We start from the raw sequence: 18,658 nt of genomic DNA on the forward strand, positions 1-18,658 counted from the left end.
CTACACCGGTCTACGTTTTGGGGCATTGGTATCTACTGTGGATTAGTGGCTAAATGAACAGTGATTAGGCACAACTTTGACCTCACAAGAAAGCCCGACAATCAACTGTCGGGCTTTTGCAATACTTAATAACATGAAACTTATATCATTTGTTGACTGGGTCTGTCACGTATATAATTACCTGAGATTATAGGCAGGATAGCTATTTAGTAGTAACCACTACTTCATTGATCCGTTTCATAAATTTCATGGCCACCTGTTGAAAACCGTCGGCGTTGGGGTGGATCTCGTCGTACCATTGGTTTGGCCGCACGGTGTTTAGTGCGTTGATGTACGACACGTTTGGGAAGGGGGCTACTGCGCGCTGCAGACGGGCGTTGAACTCGTTCAGGATCAGGGAGATAATTGCCTGTCGGTCTTCCTGCCGGTTGATGCCCTTTTCGATCATGTACCGCCCCAGCCAGCCTTTGTTCGTCACGCTCAGGGGTATGATGTAATCATAGCCATGCACCAGAATATGCAGGCCCGGATGGCTCGTCTGGATCACGCCAAACACCGTTTGGTAGATGTCATGCAGCGAGTCGAGTTCGGCAAAAAGCGTGTCCTTCAGAAACCGGCGCGGGTTTTCGCCCACGGGGACGCTCATGTCGGGGTTGTCGTGGAGGTAGGTGCGGAACTGGTCGCCGAGGATATCGTTGCCGCCCCCGCTGAGCAAAAAGAACGCGGGCTTCTGCCGGTCGATGTCGTCGAGGTACTCACCCATTGCCTGGATGTTGCGGAGCGTATCACCCGCCGCCGCTACGCAGTGAATGGCATAGACGCGGCCCAGGTGGTCGATGACGTCGGTCACGAGCGGGTGCTGAAACCACGAATCACCTTCCGATACCATCCGGATACGGTCGGGAAACTGCTTGATCACGGCCTCGTAGTGCCGGTTGCGCAGCCTTCGGGCCACGGCGTTGGCCAGGTCTAAACCAACCCCCTTAATAAAACCGCGCTCATCCAGCTTAGCCGAATGCGGGCCAATCAGCGCAATCTCAGGCTTTCGTTCGTAGTTGATCTGCCAGTTTGGGCCGGTCGACGCGTCGAAATACAAGCCCAGCGCGAAGGGGGCCGTTTCCAGGTCGTTGAGCAGGGCGTCGAGCAGCGCCCCGTCGAGGTGGTTAACCGTCGGGTTGATAAGCTGGAGACTGTACTGCTGCGTACCCCAGCCGCGCAGGGCCACGGGCCGCTCGTCGGTGTCCAGTCCGCCCCGGTCGCCGCCTTTTTTGGCCTGACCGGGCAAGGGTGGCTCGGGCAGTGGCGCGAGGGCCAACGCCTGCACGTCGAACTCATCGGTGCTGACAATCAGCTTCAGGTGTTCCACCCGCGCCGGCCAGTTATAGGCCTGCATCGCCAGTGGCAACCGCGAGTTGATTGTCTCTTTACCCTTAAGGCCCAGGTACACCGAGTTACCGGGTTCGAGCAGGTAGGTGGTGGGATTCAAAAAGCCCAGAAATGACTGAAATTCGGTGTCCAGATACAGCACCGCACAGTAGAGCTTAATGGGCGTGGGGTTGGTCACCTTGACGCGGAAGGCACTTCGCCACGCGCCATCGGCCCCTTTTTCGTACTGAATCGGGATGGTCCCGTCAGCGTTCAGCACCGATGTTTCACTGCCATCGGCGTTGACGCGGGTGCAAGCCACCTGTAGCGTGTTGGCGGGCAGGGCATCTGGACCGGTGTTGCTCAGCGACGCCAGGAATGCCCATTGCGAGATATGCCGCAACTGATCGGCCAACTGCGCCACGGTTGTTTCCGAGCCAGCATCAACGGGCTGGGTCAGGGGCCGGAAGGGGTCGTTGGGCAGGGTGAGGTAGTAGCGACCGTCGCGGTTCTGCACCACATAATCGGCCTGCGACTCGTCGTCCTGCAAGACCACGTAGCCTACGGTTTGGCCCAACAGTCCGTCCAGCAATTGCTGCTGTTCGGCGGGGGCACTGTCCTGGTGGTTTACGCAGATGGCAATGGGCTGGGCCATCAACCCCGGAATGGCGGCCAGGTACGTTGCTTTCTGGTCTTCTGGGATCTCTTTTTTGAACGTCAGGTACGTATGGTCCACCTGCACACTCTCAACGTGGGCCTTGTAGGTAACTGACGGGTGCTGCGGGTCGGTAACGGTGACATCGGCCAGCTCCGGCGTCACACCGTGGATGGCCCCCCGGTTCATGACCCACCGGCCTGCTCCGCCGTTGGTGGGTACGTACACGACCTCGCCCGTGGTGAGGGCGTTGGCTTGTCCGGGCTGGTTGAGGAAGTTGGCATAGAGCAGCGCATCGTCGCCGTTGGCCACGTAGATGCGCGGCCGCTGATCGAACACGTTGCGCAGGTACTGCCGAACGCGGCTGCGGAGCGAGTAGTAGCTGATGGGGCCACCCGCCTGCCGCAATACCGTCAGCAACGTCTTGGTGAACACGCCTTCTCCATTCACTTCCAAGGCTGATTCGTCTGATTCACAGGCCGATAGCTGCACGTGGGTGCCTTCGGGAATGGCCTTTGCCACGCCCTGCTGCCGGACGGTAGCCTCGGAAATGGTCTTGCCGAAAATGAAGTGCTCCCAGCTACGTTGCCCAAATGAAAACGGGATACGTCGTTCGGCCACGTCGGCAAAGGCCGTGGTCATCAACTCACCATTGCGGGTATTGTCGCCCGAATGGCAGCAGTCGAAAATAGCGACGATCTGCGGCTGTTCGGTGGCGGGTTTGTTGGCGGCAAGCTGCCCAATCAGGTAGCGTAGTTCCTTGTCGGCCAGTAGAAAGCTGTCGGCGGTCTGGGCGGTGTAGTAACAGGCAAGGCATTCCAGCCGCCCGTCGGTTTCGCCCGTCCAGACGGTTTTGTCGGCCCATTCCTGCGTACCGTGACCCGAAAAATAGAAGAGGGCCACGTCGCCCGCTTTGGCTTGCCCCAAATGGCTCTGAAACGCCTCGACGATAGCCGTTTTGGTGGCTTTTTCATCGGTCAATAACAGCGTGTTTACCTCGACAGGCGGGCTGGTTTCCAGGTACGCTGTAACGGCCTGGGCATCATGCACACAGCCCCGCAACGCCGGAAACCGCACGCTTTGCTGCAAAACCACTTCGCCGGGGTACTTGTCTATGCCCACAATCAGCGCATATACCTTACCGGGCGTGGTGGCTGCACTGGCCGGGTCTGCCTCGCTGGCGGGAACTGGATCAGGCGCTGATTCGGCGTCATCATAGGGTTCATCTTCCAGCGCTGCCGACCTAGCCTGGGGCAGCAGCGGAATAATGGCCTCTTCCGATGTCAGCACATCATCGGCAACCAGCTCAGAATCACGTTGTTGCGGCGGAGCAAAAGTCGGGGCTTGTACCCCCGTAATCAGCCGCGCCCAGTTGAAGGCCGGGCCAATGTCCCACTTGCCAGTGGCGCGGTAGTTCACATGCGACACGATGCCCTTGAAGGTGAGCACGTCGGGGGTGGTAAGGTAGCGTTTTGGTTCGGGAAAGAATTGACGGGGAATAGCGTACTGCGCCGTCAGGTAGCGTAGCAGCACAATCAGGCTGTCGTACTGGGCGTCGGTGTAGGTGGCGTAGTTTGCCTCGCCCCGAAATGGTGTGGGCAGCTTCTGGTACGCCTCGGTCTGATTCAGCGCACAGTAGGGTTCGCCGTAGATATTATACAGCCCATCGGCCTTTGGTGTCAACGGCCCGTAGTTGGAAATTTCGATGCCGATGGTACGCTTGTCCTGCGCGTTACCCGCGTTACCCAGCGCCTCGCCGCCGAGGTTACCCGACCAGAATTTCGACGAATACAACTGGTAGATGGTCCCGTCGCGGGCGAGCACAAACGGCACCGACACGTGGTAATCCTGGCGGGTAAGCGTACTCATGTCGCCGATCAGGCCCCCCGCCGTAAAGTGGAGCACAATCCGTTCTTTAGTATAGACGGTGTCGTGGTAATAGCCAGAACGGTGGGCGGGCGTGCAGAGCAGGCCGTTCAGCGTGAGCGACTCGTTGGGCACCGGCACGGCAATGGGCCGCAGCACATACTCGCCCCCATTGCCGGTGCGGCGAAAGCGATCTTCTTTGGTGGGTAAAGTAGCGAAAACCATGATAAAAAGAGGAATGGTGTGGATAGAAGAAATGGCTGATTACAACTCAATTTCAGCAATAAATTCGGTCATTTTACTCCCCAATTTATCCTGAACTTGCGTTCTGATGGTGGCGTACATGTCTTCGTTCAAGGTGCCTGTTCTTGAGCAATAAGTCAATTGCGTCGTGTCTTTGGTCGATTTGAAAAACAGTATCTTTTTGATCTCATTAGTCGACGTGACCAGAAACGTACCGATCTGCAACGACAGCGCCCCGTTGGCCTCGCTCACCAGGCCAATCTGGAAAGCACCCTTAGAAAGTGAATGGGTGTTCTTCTCAAATACGGTGATCTTACCGTTGCTGTCGCTCAGCCCTTTGATAGCGTCCAGCGTCTTGGTAATGACCACCATAAACGAGCCGCCAAACGCCGCCGACAGGATGCTGATGATGGCGTTTTCGGCTTCGAAGACCGTGTCGTTGGCCTCAAACGTAGCGAATTCGGCTCCCTGAATAGCCCAGCCCAAATTCATCAGCACGTTCACAAAGGTTTTGTACCAGTCGACCAGCTGATTTTCGTCGGGGAATTTTTTATTGGCCGCCAGTTGGGCCAACAGTACTGAATTAAGCACGTCGCTCCGTCGCTGTCCATTGACGTCGGAGACAAACGATACCAGTGATTTAGCATTTAAAAAGGATTGCTCTATACCTTCAACCATGTCGGGTGACTGACCACTGCGTTCCTGTGGGAAGGCTTCTCGGGCATCCTGAACCGACAAATTTTTTACGTACGTAACCGGGTCGTGCGCTTCCATACGGCTGGCGAATTGGGGATGGGAATTGATTGAATAGTCGCCAACCGCATCGTACCCCGATAGTTGGGTATGTCCTGTTTGGGTACGTCAAATCTCGACTCCTGTGCGACGAGTGACGTTCGTATTTGGGACACTTTCATTCGTATTTGGGACATTTTGCCCCAAAAAGAAAAAGCAGCCCGGATTAGGCTGCTTCTGGAAGGCAACGGTGCTTTATCGTTTCTCGTTACTGCTCATTCCAGAACACATACAACCCATCTTTCCCCGCCACCACAATGTCTTTGCGGCCGGTGTTGCGGAGGTCGGCCAGGGCGAAGTAGATGCCGGTGCCTTTGGCTTCACCCGCGGGGCCATAGCTGATGATGTGCTTGTCGAAGGTCTTGCCGTTGAACGTAAAATAATACAGGCCCACGGGGTCGTTCGAGCCGGGGTCGTTGTCGTTGTGGGCGCGGAACCGTTTGCCGGTGATCAGTTCGGGCTTGCCGTCGCCGGTGATGTCGGCCCATTCCATAACGTGGTACTGCGAATTTTTTTCGTCGATGACGTGCTTCGTCCAGGTTGAGCCTGCCCCACCTGTGCGGGGCTGGCCGTTTTGGCCACCCTGTTCGTACCAGTGCAGTCCGTATCCGTGGCCCTGCCCCACAATCAGGTCGGCCCGTTTATCACCGTTCACGTCGGTCACGATGATGGGTACGCTGGCCGTGCCGAGGGCGAATTCTTTATGTAATGTCCAGGTCGGATTCTCCTTTGGCCCACCCGCTTCGAGCCACCCTTCGCTCACGATGAAATCGCCCCGACCGTCGCCATTGACATCGCCGAAACCCAGGCCGTGCCCCTGCGTGGGGTTCACATCAACCACGCGGAAGTTCTTTTCGGCGGGCTGGTATTTCAGGTATTTGAGAGACTTGCCGGGATTGTTGGGGCATAGTTCGGGCTGGCCGTCGCCGTCTACGTCCCAGACGCGGGTGGTCTCTACGTTGCCCACGTTGGCGATGTCATGCACCGGCCAGTCGCCCTTATTCACGTTTTCGAGCCAGCGCAGGGTGCCACTCCACCAGCCGCCCGTGATGACGTCTATGCGCCCATCGGCGTTCACGTCGAAGGGAATCGTCGAGAAATCGTCGTAGTACTGGTCTTCGCGTTTCTGGTGGCCAATCAGGTGTCGTTTGCGGAAGGTAGGTTTGTCGCCCCCCTGTTTGGGTGCCTCGTTCTCGTACCAGAAATCCCCCGACACAATATCAAGCGTACCGTTGCCATCTACATCCATCACCCCCGCTGATTCGTAGCTTTCGGCGGCCACGAAATATTTGGTAAAGCGGGGTGGCGCGGCTGACTCCAAAAGAGTAAATCCGCAAAAAAGTACACTGGCGAAGGCAAAGACAGCTTTCATACGTCGGGTTCGTTTAGCGAAAAACCGTATTCTATTCACAGCCTACTCTTTGCTGGTTTGTGCCGGACAGTCTTTGTCCGATTTTGGACAACTAAAACCGGGTAATGGCTGCTTGTGAGCGTTGTGGCCCTGTTTTGGGGCTATGGTATGATCCTTGACCCGTTTGGCTGGTGTGAACTAAATTCGGATATCATGGTAAGCAACTACCTCATCATTGCCTGGCGAAAGGCCAAAAACCACTCACTGGCTACCCTCATCAATGTCGTAGGCCTCACCGTAGGCCTGACGTGCTGCGTGCTCATCACCGCCTATGTGCTGGACGATCTGGCCTATGATCGCTTCCACAAGCAGGCTGACCGGATTGTGTTGTTTCAACAGTTTGAAAATTCACCTACCAGCGGGGGCAAATTTGCCACTGATCTCAAAAATCGGTTCACAGCCATCAAGGATGCCGTACGGCTTACTAAGGTGAAACCACTGGTGAGCCGACAGCAGACTGCTTTTTATGAGTCCAACTTCTGGTTTGCCGACAGCAGTGTTTTCGGGGTATTTACCCTGCCGCTGCTGGAAGGTAACGAACGCACAGCCCTGGCCGAGCAATATGGTGTGGTACTGTCGGAGACCATGGCCCGGAAGTATTTTGGTTCGACCAACATCATCGGTCAGCAGTTGCGCTATAACAATAAAACAAACCTCCACGTAACCGGTGTTTTTCAGGACCTGCCCCCAAACTCTCATCTGAAAGTTGATTTCCTGGCCTCCTACGCCAACGCCAATGAACTGGTTGGTAACGACGTAACAACTAACTATTGGGGCGGTGGCGAAACCTGGACGTACCTGCTTCTGGCACCGGGTACTACCCCGGCTAACCTGCAGGGACAGTTTCCGGCGTATCTGAAACAACTCGGCGACCCCAACTCAGGTGTGTGGAAGCTGAACCTCATACCCCTCCCGGATATCTACCTGCGCACCAATCTGGTAGCTACCAATCGGCTGATCTACGTCTATGTGTTTATCATTGTGGCCCTGCTGATTCTGGGTCTGGCCTGTTTCAATTACGTCAACCTTGCCACGGCGCAGGCGACACAGCGGGCCAAAGAAGTGGGAGTCCGGAAAGTACTGGGTTCCTCATTTGGGCAGTTGTGGCGGCAGTTTCTGGGCGAAACGGCCATCCTGCTTTTCGTTGCCACCCTACTGGCTCTGGTCCTGGTCATCATCGCCCTGCCAGCGTTCAATACGCTGGCCGACAAGCAAATGGCGATATCGTCGCTGTTTAGTGGCACCCGGCTGGCATGGCTACTGGCGGGTATCGTCACAGTAGCGTTATTGGCAGGTAGCTACCCGGCGTTTGTATTGTCGTCGTTCAAGCCTGTTGCCGTACTGAAAGGGTACGGATCACCTACGGGTGGCCGGTCGTGGCTGCGGCAGTCGCTGGTGGTTGGGCAGTTTGCCGTATCCGTGGCCATGATCGTAGCTACGCTATTGGTCTACAATCAGTTGCAATTTATTCGTAACCGCGACCTAGGCTATCAACGTGAGCAGGTGCTTACCATGGACCTGCGCGATGGGTCTGATCAGAACAAAGAGCTGTTTACCCAGCAGGTATCGGCGCTGCCGGGGGTGGAAGCGGCTACCCGTGCGTTTGGTCTGCCCGGCAGCAACGCTGTGCGTGGCGAAAAACTGGTGAGTGACTACGTACCCAAAGGCGCACAGACGGGCGGCATCAGCCGGTTGACAGTTGACGGTAACTACCTGAAAACCTTTGGTATCAAACTACTGGAAGGGCGCAACATCGACCAGAACCGCCCCGCCGACAGGGGAGTATTTCTGGTGAACCGGGCGGCTATGAAGTTTTTTGGCTGGAAGAGCATTGTGGGCAAGATGACGGGTTATTACACGTACGCCTATGATCCGGCTCAGCCGGGTACGTATAAGGAAGTACCGCAACGAGGTGAGGTAGTGGGTGTTGTTGAAGACTATAACTACGCCAATCTGAAACAAACGGTGGCCCCGTTGCTCATCACCCTCAACGATGGCTGGGAAGGACAGTTGGCTATCCGGCTACGTAAGGGGAGTATCCCGGCCACGATTCCTCAACTGGAACAACGCTGGCACACGCTTTTTCCTGAGAAACCATTTGTCTATGAATTTCTGGACGATACGTTCAACCGCACTTACCAGGCCGAAGCCCGCACCGGGCAGGTATTTGGCTTGTTTGCCCTCCTTGCCGTAATTATCTCCTGCCTGGGACTTTTCGGGCTGGCTACGTTCACGGCCGAGCAGCGCACCAAAGAAATTGGTGTCCGGAAAGTGCTTGGCGCCTCGGTGGGGAGCATCGTCACGCTGCTGTCGAAGGATTTTCTCAAGCTCGTCGTGATCGCCATCGTCATTGCGTCGCCCATTGCCTGGTGGGCCATGGACAAATGGCTACAGGACTTTGCTTACAAGATTTCCATTGAGTGGTGGGTATTTGCCCTGGCGGGTCTGCTGGCCATCGGTGTGGCCCTGTTGACGGTTGGCTTTCAGAGCGTTCGAGCAGCCCTACTGAGTCCGGTAAATAGTCTGCGCAATGAATAAACACCGTCGGTAGATTCGAGTCTTCATTAAAAAACCGCTCAGAGCATGTCTTGAGCGGTTTTTTAATGAGTGCCTATACCAACGCTGTATGCTACAGCTTGCAGTCTTCCAGAATCTTCTCGTTGTTTTTGATGTAGGCATCGTCACCAGCCTTCTTAGACAGGTCGAGCGACATCTGCGCATCGGCGCGGGCGGCTTTGCAATTACCTGAACGGGCCAAGATTTTAGCCCGGAGGTGGTAGTCATAGTATTCGTTGCTTTTCTCCAGCACTTTATTGGCCCAGACGAGTGCCTGTTTCAGGTCGCGGTTGGTGTCGAGGTAATAGTTGGCGGCGCTATAGTAGGTCTCTGTTGTGATGGTGGCAGCACTGGTTTTAGCCTTGATCTGCGCCATCACATGCGAATCGGCGTCGTCGGCGATGTTGAGCCGCACGAGGGTATTTTCCCAGCGCATCTGTAATACCGCGGAGGCCGGCGTGAGGTCGACAAACTCGAACGTCAGCGTCTCGGTCTTCGTGGGTGTCTTCTCGGTTTTCACCACCAGCCGAACCACATCATTGGCGGCTTTGTAGTCGTAGGCTCCCCAGGCGTTGGCGTCTTTGTTGATGATGAACGTAAACGAGTCGGCCGCAGGGATCGAATAAAGGCCATATTTGCCCGTTGCCACGGCTTTTCCTTCAATCGTCATCGGCTCAGAGAGCGTCAGGTCGGTAATCTTGTTGGCCCCGGTGCGCCATACTTTCCCGTAGGGAACGCGGTCGCCAAACATGGTCCGGCCCTTGAGCGACGGCCGGCCATAGTCGATGGTGACGGTGCCGAGACCCACTTGCTGGGCAACAGTGGCGGCGGGGCTGGCAGCGGGGAGGGTAATCTGGGCATAGCCCGTTGTCAGGCAGGCCGACAGGCACGCAGTAAGGATGAATTTAGACATCTGTAGTTCTCTTAAATATGGAGCAAGTTTACGACGCATTGACGAAAAAACAGCCCGGATGGCCATCCGGGCTGTTTGACAAAAATTGGGTAGTTGAGGTTTAATTGTCGGGATAAATTGGCGGCAGGTCTGGGTGATTACCAGTCGTCAGCACCCATCCGTGGCAGACTTAACCGAATGCCTGATCATAGTTTTACGAACTCAACGCGCCGGTTTTGGGCTTTGCCTTCAAATGTGGCATTGTCAGCTACTGGCTTTGTTTTGCCGTAGCCTTTGGCCGTAAGCCTGCTGGCCTCTACGCCCATGCTCACGAGTTGAGCTTTCACGGCGTCGGCGCGTTTTTGGGAGAGCACCAGGTTGTCGGCATCAGAGCCGTCGGCGTCGGTATGGCCGCCGATCTCAAAGCGTGAGCCCCCGTTTTCGACCAGAAATGTCTGGATGGCGGTCAGTTCACCCATGCTTTCGGGCTTGATAATGGCTTTGTTGACGTCGAAATGGATGCCATGCGAGATGTATTTGCCCTCGGTGAATTTCGCGCCGATCATGTTGGCCCCGCCGCCTTCGGCAATGCGTATGTTCTTGAAAATCAGTGGGTCGGCTTGTGCACCAATGCCGCCAAAGACCACCCGCGCAGGTACGGCGGTGTTGTTGGGCACCGTCAGCACCCGAAACTGATCGATATACATCTTGATGCTACGCCCCTTCATGATGAACGCAATGTGGTGCCAGCGGTCGTTGAAATTGGCAAACTGAAGTTCTTCGGGCAGCATGCCGCTGAGGTCGCGGCTTTCGCCATTGACCTGAAAGACTGCCGAGGCAGCGTCTCGGTTGGCGCGGCAGGTGATCACCGTGGTTCCTTCGGCGTCGTCGAACCAGAAATCCAGCGGGTAGGCACCGGGGGTCATGTAGTAGTCGTATTCGAGGGTGAATTCTTTAGGCAGGTAGGCTTTGTTTTTCATCAGTGGCGTCACCTTGCCATAATTGCCGTCGGTAATTTTCATCACCAGCCCATCGCCGAATTTGTTCAGCACTGCCTGCCCGCCCAGCAGGTCCCAGTGTTCGGCAAATTCACCATCCTGGTCGGTACGGAAATCGTCTTCAAAGATGATGTTGTTGCCCGGCACAAAATCATAGTTGGCGTATGACCGCATGGATGGCGGCGTGGCTTTGGCCGGCCCCGCCACCCCCGACGAGCCTCCATCGGCCTGCGCCTGGGTGGGCTGATCGTCGGGGTTGGTGGTGGGGGCGGTCTTGGTATCGGCCGGTTTTTTCGACCCATTCCTAACGCCGTCTTCTACTTTGTCAAGGCCTTTGTTGATGCCCTGATCAATCTTCTGGTTGGCTCGGTTAGTGGCTGCATTATTGACCCGGTCAACGATATTGCCGAACTGGGCCGCGGCACGCTGGGCAGACAAAAACAGACTAAACAGGGCTGCTGACAGGAAAGCAGTTTTCATGGGAGAAGTGCGGTTTGGTTTGTGCTGACAAACCTACACTGCCCCAAAAAGAGCCGTTAACGTTCCTGTAACATCGTTTTGCTACGATGTAACGCCGGGTGAGGGGAGCCTACTTTTCGCCCGATGTTACTTTCGCCGGAGCGCCCGATGCAGTGACGGTGCCCTTTTTTACGTAGGTGTCCATCCAGCCGTTCATTTCCCAGAGCATGTGCAGCAGCGATTCTTTGGCCGCGTAGCCGTGCGATTCGTAGGGCAGAAACACCAGCCGGGTAGTGGCACCGAACCCCTTGAGCGCGTTGTAATACCGCTCCGACTGGATCGGGAACGTACCCGTGTTGTTGTCGGCTTCGCCGTGAATCAGCAGCAGCGGCGTTTTCATCCTGTCGGCGTTCATGAAAGGCGACATCTTGTTGTAGACGTCGGGAGCCTGCCAGTAGGTGCGTTGTTCGTTCTGAAAACCAAAGGGCGTCAGTGTCCGGTTATAAGCCCCGCTCCGGGCGATGCCTGCCTTGAATAAGTTACTGTTCGACAGTAGGTTGGCGGTCATAAACGCGCCGTATGAATGGCCACCAACGCCCACACGGTTAGCATCGACCACCCCCAGGCGGACGCCCTCATCAATGGCCGCTTTCGCGCTGGCTACCAACTGCTCTACATACGTGTCGTTGGGTTCTTTGTCGCCCTCGCCCACAATCGGGATGCTGGCATTGTCCAATACGGCATAGCCCATGGTGGCGAAAACGGCCCCGCCCATGGCAGCAATCCGGTTGAACTGGTAAGCCGACCCCTGGGCCTGTCCGGCGGCGTCTTTGCTTTTAAACTCGGCGGGGTATGCCCACATAAAGGTGGGTAGCGGCCCATCTGTTTTTTTATAACCTACTGGCAAATACAGTGTTGCGGTGAGGTCTACGCCGTCGGCGCGTTTGTAGCGGAGCTGTTGTTTGGTAATGCCCTTTAGCTGCGGGTAGGGGTGAGGAAACTGCGTGACCTGGATGGGAGCAATCCGCTTTTTGAGGTTGCGGATGAAGTAGTTTGGGTTTTCGTCGGGTGTTTCGCGGGTGGTGAGCAGCACCCCGCTGGCGGCATCGAGTACGGCAATGGGTCGTTCAAACACCGGTGCTGCTGACCGCCACAGGGGCGTAATTTTCTTTGTGGTCAGGTTCATCACGTTCACAAAGGGCCGGTCACCTTCGGGCGAGGCACCCTGTGCGTTTACAAGCATGATATCGTTGGATGGCAGGATGTTCAGCACCTCGCGGCCATACTGATTGGGCTTGGTGTCGGGTTCGCCGGGGTTGGCGTAGCGATCTTCAAACGACCGGTCGAAAAGGGTAGTAGCGGCGAACGTGGCCGACGGGTTCACGAGCTTGGTCAGAACTTTGCGCGTCTGCCACCAGCGTTCGGTAGCCAGTGCGGTGCTCGCGTTGCCCCAAGTGAAGCCCGTAAACCGGAACGCGGCGTCGTAAATGGCACGGGGTTCTGCCGAAAACGGCGCGTCGACGAGAAACACCCGGTCGCGGACGTCGGCTTTCACTTTGGGGTCGCCTTTGTCCTGCGCCACGGTGAAATAAACGGAAGCCGGCACATCATTGCGCCACTCAAAATCGCGCGGCCCGGTTGGTGCACCGTCCGAGCTGTAGGGAACACTTTCCTGCAACGGGCCATCGTTCAGTGTTTTCACCAGCTGTCCATCCATGGCAAACACGTCTGTCCGGAGCGGAAACCGGTACACCGGCACGAGGTACGAGAACGGCGTGTGTACAGTCTCGACCAGCACATACTTGCCATCGGGCGAGGGCGACGCGGTGGTGATGATCCCCGGCTGACCAATGGGCTGCACCGACCCGTCCAGCCCTACTTTGGCTACCTGTGTGGTGGTAAAATACGTGAACTGCTGCTCGTCAGACGGGCTTTTCAACAGGTCCTGGTAGGTGGGTGCCTGCCCTTTTTTGCCGCTGCTGTTGTCCTGCGTGGTAGGACCAATGGGCACCCGGTTTGGTGCTGCTGCGGCGGGCCTGTTTTGTACTATTGTTTTGACAATGAGCGATTTACTGTCAGATATCCACTGAAATGGCGCACCAAGCGTGGCGTTCAGTGCCCGGTCCCCAACGCGGCTGGCGGTGGCGGTGGCTACGTCGGCCACGTAGAGGACAATCCGGGAGTCGCTGGCTACGGCAAAGGCAACCTTGCTTTCGTCGGGCGACCATTGCACGTAGGCAATCAGCGGCGAGGCGGGCAGCCCTTTCACGGGAATTTCTGTACCACCGGGTGCCGGGCCACCGGGTGCCGGGCCACCGGGCAATTTTTTCAGCCGCAGCCCCGTGATGTATGACGCCCGGCTCGGCCCGTTGTTGGCGGGGTTGATCCGCAGGCCAGCCAGCTTCAGTTCGGGTTGTGCCAGTTCGGCAATGGACGGGGCCGACGCCCGCTCCAGGATCAGCATCTGATCGCCCTTTGAGGTGACGCTTACGCCCGGCGTGGGTGGCACCGTCACCAGATCAGCCAGGGCTTTGGGCGGCGTTTGGTAGGTGGGCAGGTCCTGGGCAGGAGCCAGGGCAGCAGTCAGACCGAGTAGCAGCGCAGTGCTCAGCAAACGAACGTAAGGGATGGTCATAATGAAGGCTTTAACAGGTTGATAGACCAAAAGTAGCGAGAAATGGCATCGGTCATTGGCTAAGGACTGACAAGGTGGTCCTTCACAGAAGAACAACAACTTTGTTAATTACCGACCGATAGTTTTCTGTGTCCACAGGGTAGTTTTTAGGTCTCTGAAACCCGCAACGTTCCTCCGGGCTATGCTGAACACGTAATTTCGCCGGTTGTAGGTCTTGTCAACTGGCTTGACTACTGATCTTCCGCCATCGTATGCACTATGGAGCAATTGTATGATTTTTTTCGCCGTCTGACCGATATGAGCGACTGGCCACCCCGCTGGTATTGTGGCCGGTGGTCTGATTTCCATGGCTGGCTCTACATCGGCTCTGACCTGATGATCTGACTGGCCTATATGGCTATCCCACTCGTGTTGATCCGCTTCATTATCATTAAGAAAGGGGTGCCACTGTCGGGCGTATTCTGGCTCTTTGGGGCTTTTATTCTGCTCTGTGGGCTCACGCACCTGCTCGACGCCATGATGTTCTGGTATCCGTCCTACCGCATCAGTGCACTGGTCCGTTTCCTGACGGGCATTGTCTCGGTGATGACCGTCATTGCCCTGATCCGGTACTTCAACGAAGCGCTCGGGCTACGTACCTCCAAAGAATATGATCGGGAATTGACATACCGCCAACTGGCTTTGCAGGAACTGACACGTTCTAACCAGGAGTTGCAGCAGTTCGCTTACGTAGCCTCGCATGATCTTCAGTCGCCGCTGAAAACAATCGCAAACTACCTCACGCTGCTGGAGTCTACCTATGGCAGCCAGCTTGAGCCTGATGCACAGCGGCTCATTAAGGTGTCGACATCGGCCGCCGAGCGGATGCGTAACCTAATCAGTGACCTCCTGGAATTTTCACGGCTGGGAAACGACGTGGCCCTCTCGCCCCTCGATCTTAATGACATCGTGGCTGAAATAATGCTTGAACAGCAAGCCGAAATACAGGCTACGCAGGCAACCACCGACGTAGGTCCACTGCCAACCGTGATGGGACACCGAACGGATGTGAAACAGGTATTTCAAAATCTGATCTCAAACAGCCTTAAATACCGCCATCCTGATGTGCCTCCGAAGCTCGTGATCCGGGCCACCGAAGAAAAAGACCAGTACCGGTTTTCTGTCAGCGATAATGGCATCGGTATCGAACCGCAATATTCCGAGCGGGTATTCCAGCTTTTCCAGCGGCTACATGGTCGCAATCAGTACTCAGGAACGGGTATCGGTTTGGCCACATGCAAGAAAGTAGTGACCATGTATGGTGGTCGTATTTGGCTGGAAAGTACAGTTGGGGTAGGTACAACGTTTTATTTTACCCTGCCGAAGGTGGTCAGAACACTTCATCAGTATACTGAAGCCGATGCCCTGAACTAGCCTGACGGTAACCGCCTGCCAGATCACGGGCTGTGGGTCACTTATTTGTATTCCGACGGCACCGTGCCATACTGGTCGCGGAAGGCTTTGGCGAAGTAAGACAGGCTCTCGAACCCCACACCAAACGCCACCTCCGACACGCTGGCGCTGCGCTGCCGGAGCAAATCGGCGGCGCGTTGCAGGCGCAGTTGCCGCACAAACTCCGTAGCCGACTGGTTGGTCAGTGCCTTCAGCTTGCGATGAAGCTGCATCCGGCTTAGGTTCAGCGCCGCGCTGAGCGTTTCTACGTCGAACGTACTGTCGGACAGATGCGCCTCCACCACCGCAATGGCCTGCTGAATGAACCGCTCTTCAACCGACGACACCACCACGTCCGACGGTTTGAGGTGCAGCTCACGGCTGAACCGGCCGCGCAGCCGGCGGCGTTACACCAACAGGTTTTGTACCCGCGTCTGTAGCTCTACGGGGTGGAATGGCTTGGCCAGGTAATCGTCGGCACCCGTGCGCAGGCCCTCAATACGGCTGTCTACGTCGGCTTTGGCCGTGAGCAAAATCACCGGAATATGGTCGGTGGCGGGGTTATGGCGCAGGTGGTGGCAGAACGCCAGCCCATCCATATCCGGCATCATCAGGTCCGACACCACCATGTCGGGAAGCAACTCACTGGCTACTGCCAGGCCCGAACGGCCGGTTGAAGCCTCCAGCACGCGGTAGGATGACGCAAAGAGCATCCGCAGGTATTCGCGTACATCGGCGTTGTCGTCGATCAACAGCAACAGGGGTAATTCTATCAGGCCAGTGTCCGATTCGGCAGCAGGCGTGTAGGGTTGGGCGAGCGAAGCGGCATGGTTGTTTGGCCGCGTGGGGGCTCCGTTATCTTCTGTTAAGACCGCTTCACCAGCTTCAGATGCACTGGTCTCAGACACGGGCAATAGGAGAGTGAACGTGGCTCCTTCGCCCGGTGGGCTGCTTAGAGACACCTGCCCGCCCAGCACCGCCACCAGTTCCTGCACCAGGGCCAGGCCAATGCCCGTACCTGATTGCACGGTCTGTGGACTTTGATAAAATCGCTCGAAAATCCGCGCCTGCTGTTCGGGTGCAATACCCGGCCCTGTGTCGGCTACCTGGATTGTGGCCTGTTGCCGGGTAGCATCATAGTGGTAGCTGAACCTGACAAGGCCCCCCGCGGGCGTAAACTTCAGGGCGTTGGCAATCAGGTTCTGCACAATCTTTTCCACCTTGTCGCTATCATAAAGGGCGGTTGGCGGCTGCTCATCCGTCTCAATCAGCAGGCGGACGTCGCGGCTGTCGGCCAGCGAGCTAAACGACCCCGCCAGCCCACGCAGAAAACGGGGCAGGTGGCCGGGCATCAGGTGCGGCCGTAGCTGCCCGGCATCGAGTTTGGTCAGGTCGAGGAGTTGGTTCACCAGCGTCAGCAGCCGGGTGGCCTGTCGGTGCATTAGCTGGAAAGTGCTGTTGAGCGGATTTTCCTGGATAAGCTGCGCCAGTGGACCAATCAGCAGGGTCAGCGGCGTGCGGAATTCGTGCGACACGTTGGTGAAAAAATGCGCCCGGAGCTGCGCCACATTCCGCTGTTCGCGTTCCAGCAACAGGGCCTGTTCGGCAGTGGCTTTTTCCACTTCGGTCAGCTTGTTCTTGTAGCTCAGCCCCAGGGAAAAACACAGCAGTTCGAGCGTGATGCCAATCTGGAGGTACAGCAGCGGCTCAGAGCCGAAGCCCGTGTCCTCGTCATTGGGCATGATCATCGTCATCACCATCGACGTCAGTGCGCCCACCAGCAGCATCGACGAGCCCACCAGGAAGTAGTTGACGAGTGTGTCGCGGCGGTGCGTAGCGTTGACAATACCGATGACCGATACCACCGCCACACCTATCCGCACCACCGAGTGAAGCCACTCGTGAACGGGCATCACCACCCAGCCGGGCCATACAAGGCTGGCTCCGGTCTCGGCCAGCACATAGAGCAGCAACACGGCCTGGGTGCGTTGGAATAGCCGATACACCACCGGCAGGTTGCGCCGGAAGTTCAGCAGGGCATCGGCAAAGCTGTAGTAGCAAACGTAGGCGATCATGGGAATAACAACCCGACAGCAGCCGTAAACAACGGTATCGTAGGGCGTTGCCTCGAACGGGTCGAAAACCTTGACCACAAAATAACAGCTCCAGCAGAGTGCGTAGGCTGTGTACCAACGGTAGGCGCGTTCACCCGTTACAATGGCCTGTCCACCCACGTAGAGCGTCATCATGCCGGTCATACCGAGAAAAACGAGGGTAGCGTTGGTGAACGACATAAGCAGTGTTGAGTTCAGCCAACGAATTAACCCATTTTTTCGATTTACCTATGAATCAGCGAGATACCTGGCTGAGAATTGCCCCAAAACAAAAAAGCCTGCACTCAACGAGCGCAGGCTTTCCGATCCCACCATTCACTACACTACCAAAGCCAAGCGTCCCATTGTTGCATGGGCCGACTCGACTTTACTCTTCTGGCGGAGCAACAGCTCGCGGGTACTAGCCGCTACGTCAGTTTGCTCCAGCACTTCTTTATATTCGCTCAGGGCCTCGGCGTCTCCGCGCTGGCACTCTTCGGCTACTGCTTTGTCTGAACTACCCGACACGGCCGACTTGATGTTGATCCAGGCGCGGTGCAGGTCTGAGGCAATGCTGGTTCCGTTGTCCGGATCACCACCCAATGCCCGAATTTCGCGGTCAAGCTCGGTACCGAACTCCGCCCGCTCACGCGACTGGGCCAAAAACAGGCTCTTCAGTTCAGCGTCTTTTACATTTTCAGCAGCCTCCTGGTAGCCTTTCTCGGCATCATGGGCGCTGGTCAGCAATTTGTTCAATTGGTCGAGGATTTCACCCCGGGTTTCTTTGACGTTCATAACGAAAATTGATTTCAGTGATTAACGAATGGCAGTCAGTTATCCATCACGTATTAGCTAATTGACATGCATTCGCTAATTATTGTTTTGAATTAACCAATTTACTTTTTCTGTGGATCATGTCCCCAGTTTTTCAACGAATAAAGCCAGTTGCTACCGTCAACTTCTGCTGGTTTCTGAGCCGAGTGACGACGCACATAACTAATTACTTTGTGCATGTGCGCGTAGTCATCGTCCGTTAAATTCGCCTGCTTCTTGTGCAGAATCTCAATTATTTTTTTGCCTGACTGATGACCCGTTGACTCTGACGAACCGTCTGACTTCTGGCCCACTTTTTTTGATTCCGGCGTGTCAAGCCACTTTTCAATGGCGGCTGGTGTCATATTCACCACCTCCTTGAACTCGGCATAAACGTCTTTTTTCTCTGTGGTGTCTTGGGTTGCCATAACGGTTGTGTTTGTTTATCA

13 protein-coding genes are annotated in these 18,658 nt (G+C 56.1%); 3 read left to right on the top strand and 10 right to left on the bottom strand.

What is annotated here, in order from left to right; translation table 11 throughout:
- Positions 1-202: 202 nt before the first annotated feature.
- The 3 genes from J2I47_RS04640 to J2I47_RS04650 form a co-directional block, all read right to left on the bottom strand.
- Complete coding sequence (locus J2I47_RS04640) at positions 203-4,111, bottom strand: caspase family protein (RefSeq protein WP_207363391.1); 3,909 nt, start codon at positions 4,109-4,111, stop codon at positions 203-205.
- A 39-nt stretch (positions 4,112-4,150) separates the two neighbouring features.
- A complete protein-coding gene (locus J2I47_RS04645; RefSeq protein WP_207363392.1) occupies positions 4,151-4,903 on the bottom strand; it encodes a hypothetical protein in 753 nt (250 codons plus the stop codon).
- A gap of 226 nt (positions 4,904-5,129) precedes the next feature.
- A complete protein-coding gene (locus J2I47_RS04650; RefSeq protein ID WP_207363393.1) occupies positions 5,130-6,293 on the bottom strand; it encodes an FG-GAP repeat domain-containing protein in 1,164 nt (387 codons plus the stop codon).
- A 192-nt stretch (positions 6,294-6,485) separates the two neighbouring features.
- Here J2I47_RS04650 and J2I47_RS04655 point away from each other — a divergent pair, with 192 nt between their 5' ends.
- A complete protein-coding gene (locus J2I47_RS04655) occupies positions 6,486-8,870 on the top strand; it encodes an ABC transporter permease (RefSeq protein ID WP_207363394.1) in 2,385 nt (794 codons plus the stop codon).
- Positions 8,871-8,961: 91 nt separating this feature from the next.
- Here the strand turns inward: J2I47_RS04655 and J2I47_RS04660 are convergent, their stop codons facing one another.
- The 3 genes from J2I47_RS04660 to J2I47_RS04670 form a co-directional block, all read right to left on the bottom strand.
- Positions 8,962-9,801: a DUF2911 domain-containing protein gene (locus J2I47_RS04660; RefSeq protein WP_207363395.1), complete on the bottom strand. Its 840-nt coding sequence runs from the start codon at positions 9,799-9,801 to the stop codon at positions 8,962-8,964.
- Between the two features lie 185 nt (positions 9,802-9,986).
- A complete protein-coding gene (locus J2I47_RS04665) occupies positions 9,987-11,258 on the bottom strand; it encodes an OmpA family protein (RefSeq protein ID WP_207363396.1) in 1,272 nt (423 codons plus the stop codon).
- A gap of 109 nt (positions 11,259-11,367) precedes the next feature.
- A complete protein-coding gene (locus tag J2I47_RS04670) occupies positions 11,368-13,872 on the bottom strand; it encodes an alpha/beta hydrolase family protein (RefSeq protein ID WP_207363397.1) in 2,505 nt (834 codons plus the stop codon).
- 258 nt (positions 13,873-14,130) lie between these two features.
- Here J2I47_RS04670 and J2I47_RS26760 point away from each other — a divergent pair, with 258 nt between their 5' ends.
- Both J2I47_RS26760 and J2I47_RS04675 read left to right on the top strand, forming a co-directional pair.
- On the top strand, positions 14,131-14,256 hold the full coding sequence (locus J2I47_RS26760) for a hypothetical protein (RefSeq protein ID WP_262899000.1): 126 nt from the start codon (positions 14,131-14,133) through the stop codon (positions 14,254-14,256).
- A 9-nt stretch (positions 14,257-14,265) separates the two neighbouring features.
- Positions 14,266-15,285 carry a sensor histidine kinase gene (locus J2I47_RS04675; protein WP_229374285.1) on the top strand — a complete coding sequence of 340 codons (1,020 nt, stop codon included), beginning with the start codon at positions 14,266-14,268 and terminating at the stop codon, positions 15,283-15,285.
- 41 nt (positions 15,286-15,326) lie between these two features.
- Here the strand turns inward: J2I47_RS04675 and J2I47_RS26475 are convergent, their stop codons facing one another.
- From J2I47_RS26475 to J2I47_RS04695, 4 genes are all read right to left on the bottom strand, one after another.
- Complete coding sequence (locus J2I47_RS26475) at positions 15,327-15,653, bottom strand: helix-turn-helix transcriptional regulator (RefSeq protein ID WP_207363398.1); 327 nt, start codon at positions 15,651-15,653, stop codon at positions 15,327-15,329.
- 57 nt (positions 15,654-15,710) lie between these two features.
- Positions 15,711-17,597 carry an ATP-binding protein gene (locus tag J2I47_RS04685; RefSeq protein ID WP_207363399.1) on the bottom strand — a complete coding sequence of 629 codons (1,887 nt, stop codon included), beginning with the start codon at positions 17,595-17,597 and terminating at the stop codon, positions 15,711-15,713.
- A 138-nt stretch (positions 17,598-17,735) separates the two neighbouring features.
- Positions 17,736-18,191 carry a ferritin-like domain-containing protein gene (locus J2I47_RS04690; protein ID WP_207363400.1) on the bottom strand — a complete coding sequence of 152 codons (456 nt, stop codon included), beginning with the start codon at positions 18,189-18,191 and terminating at the stop codon, positions 17,736-17,738.
- 101 nt (positions 18,192-18,292) lie between these two features.
- Positions 18,293-18,637, bottom strand: coding sequence for a DUF3140 domain-containing protein (locus J2I47_RS04695; RefSeq protein WP_207363401.1), 345 nt, complete (start codon positions 18,635-18,637; stop codon positions 18,293-18,295).
- Positions 18,638-18,658: the final 21 nt, after the last annotated feature.

This window comes from Fibrella rubiginis (assembly GCF_017353185.1).
GTDB classification, from domain to species: domain Bacteria; phylum Bacteroidota; class Bacteroidia; order Cytophagales; family Spirosomataceae; genus Fibrella; species Fibrella rubiginis.